The 2523-nt window shown below is 71.7% G+C and carries 3 protein-coding genes and 1 pseudogene; all 4 read right to left on the reverse strand.

Annotation, left to right across the window (positions count from 1 at the left end; genetic code table 11):
- A pseudogene (locus AC08OX_RS16940) lies at positions 1 to 418 on the reverse strand (hypothetical protein); the annotation flags it as partial.
- A gap of 87 nt (positions 419 to 505) precedes the next feature.
- Positions 506 to 970: a toll/interleukin-1 receptor domain-containing protein gene (locus tag AC08OX_RS16945; RefSeq protein ID WP_476608705.1), complete on the reverse strand. Its 465-nt coding sequence runs from the start codon at positions 968 to 970 to the stop codon at positions 506 to 508.
- Complete coding sequence (locus AC08OX_RS16950; RefSeq protein WP_476608706.1) at positions 967 to 1944, reverse strand: WD40 repeat domain-containing protein; 978 nt, start codon at positions 1942 to 1944, stop codon at positions 967 to 969. The genes AC08OX_RS16945 and AC08OX_RS16950 overlap by 4 nt, the downstream gene beginning before the upstream one ends.
- A 17-nt stretch (positions 1945 to 1961) precedes the next feature.
- Positions 1962 to 2523 (reverse strand): WD40 repeat domain-containing protein (locus AC08OX_RS16955; RefSeq protein ID WP_476608707.1); only part of this gene is annotated, 562 nt, incomplete at its 5' end.

Genomic DNA, 2523 nt, shown 5'->3' on the forward strand with positions numbered 1-2523 from the left:
GTGCGTAGTCGCGGCGGCGGTTCGGTTGGGTGAGGATCTCGACGCTGTCGATAGGCCGGCCAGGATCCGCCAGGCGCTGGCCGATGTGCTGGGTCGTACCCGGGACAGCCGCGACAACCGGCTGCAGCACATGGTCGCCGTCTCGTATGACCTTCTTGACCAGCGGCAACGCGTCGCGGAGCCGCTTGTTGTAGCCCGGCTGCAGCGGAAGGTAGGGAAACATGGTGGACATGTGCTTGCGGGCGTAGCGCAGCCAGCGGGCTTCCGAGGTGTAGCCGAGCATCGACTGGGCGACGGCCAGGCAGACGAGTTCGGCGTCGGACAGTAGCGGGTGCCTGCCCACGCGCCGCCTCCTGTCGTACCTGTCGTCGATCTTTACGTACAGTGCGGTGAGGAGGGTCTCCAGGTCTTGCGTCACAACTCGATCTTGGAGGGCCTCTCTCCACGTCCACACGCCGGATGCACAGCATCAGGACGCGCCGAGACGGCCGGGGCCAGTCAGGAATTACTCGTCCACCTTCGGGGACCGGAGCTCGCGGGCTAGGCGGTCACACCCGGCCTCGAGGTCGCCGTCGGCGGTGAGGTCAAGCCACAGTCGGAACCGCAGTCGCAGCGTCGGCTGGCAGGGCTCACGCAGGACCATGAGCAGCCGGTCCCGCGCCGTCTCGAGGCCGAGATGCTCGGCGAGTACGTTCTCCAGCTCGGTGAAGGTGCCTTCCAGATATGCGGGTGTGAGGACCGCCAGGGTGCACCGGCTTTCGACCACCGCACGTTCCATCTCCAGCACCAGTGGCGCGCCGAGGCGGAAGGAGTCCACGTCGAGACAGACCCGCAGGCCCCGCTGCCGCAGGCCGGGCACCAGCCGGTCGCGGACCCAGGACATCGCGGGCTCCCGGTGCCGGTAGCTGACGAACACGTCGTAGGGAAGATCCTCCACCTCGGTGGCGGGCTGCGCGGTCGGCCGGGTCATCGGGTGAACCCGCAGATTGACTCGTAGCCGAGCTGCTCTCCCACGAACTGACTCCATTCCGTGCGGGAAAGATCGCGGTTGGCGATCGTGCAGGCGCGCTGTCGCCATGACTCGGCATCGACATCCCACCGGCGGACCGTCCGGTCGAAGCTCGCCGACGCGAGGGTGCGGCCGTCGGGGCTGAACACGACCCGGGTGACCGCGTCGGTGTGCCCGCGCAGTGGCTCGTCGAGGCGGTACCAACGGCCGGTGTCGCTGAGCCGCCACAGGACGACCAGGCCATCCCTGCCGCCGGTCGCGGCGGTACGCCCGTCGCCGCTGATGGCGACGCCGTACACCGGGCCCGCGTGCGCCGCCAGCGAACTCTGCCGGGCCAGCCGGCGGGCGACGTCCCAGCTGGTGATGGCACCGCGCGCGTCGCCGGTCACGAGCATCCGCCCGGTCGGGTCGAACGCGAGGCTCTGCACACCGACATCGCCCGCGCGGCCCAACGTGCCGGCGGACCGGCCAGCCCCGACATCCCACAGCCGGACGACGCCGTCCAGACCGCCGGAGGCCAGCGTGCCCCCGTCCAGGCTGAACTCCAGGCCGGTGATCGTGTCGGCATGGGCGGGCAGGCGCCTGCTGGAAGGGTGGGCGTCGGACAGGTCCCACAGCAGAACGCCGCCGTCGTTGGTGCCCGCGGCGAGCCAGCGGCCGTCCGCGCTGACGGCGAGGGCGGTCGTGCCCGCCATCGTCCCCGTCGGCATGGTCCGGACCGTGTGGTTGCCCGCCACCTCCCACAGGGCGACGGTTCCGCCCTCGCCGACAGCCAGCCAGCGGCTGTCCGGCGTGAACACGAGAGCCTGTGTCTGCCCACTGCCGTGGAACACGGCGTGCCCGCCGGTGCCGTGGGCATCCCAGAGCATGACCGTGCCGTCATCGGCGGAGGTGGCGAGCAGGCGCCCGTCCGGGCTCGCGGACAGGCCCCACACCGCTGCCTGGTGGCCAGTCAGCGAAGCCCGGCCGCCCGGCCGGCGAGGTCCCAGACGATCGCGCTGCCGCCGTCGTCGCCGGAGACCACCGTGTGCCCGTCCGCGGCGAACGCGACGGATTCCAACCCGGCACCGTGCCCGCGTAGCGGAGCACCGATCATGCCGCCGGTGGCGGTCTCCCAGACGACGACCGTCTGGTCAACGCCGCCGGCGGCGATCCGCCGGCCGTCCTCGCTGAACGCGACGTCCTCGACCCAGTCAAGGTGGCCGGCGAGCGAGGACAGCCGCTGCCCCGTCGTGGTGTCCCACAGTTCGACCAGGCCGGAACCGGTGCCGAGCGCCACCAGCCGTCCGTCCGCGCCCAGGGCGGTCGCGGTGAAGCTGCCCCTGGGTGGCTGGGCGACAGCGGTGCGGTGCGAGGCCAGGTCCCGGACGCTCACCGTTCCGTCCAACCCGGCCGCGCTGAGCTGGCTGCTGTCGCGGCTGAACGCGACCGCGGCCACGGGCATGCCGCCGGGCACCTCGAAGGCGTCGACCGGCGTGCGCCGGGTCACATCCCAGACTGTGACCCGCGCACGC

This window comes from Frankia sp. CoBUL1 (assembly GCF_978021245.1).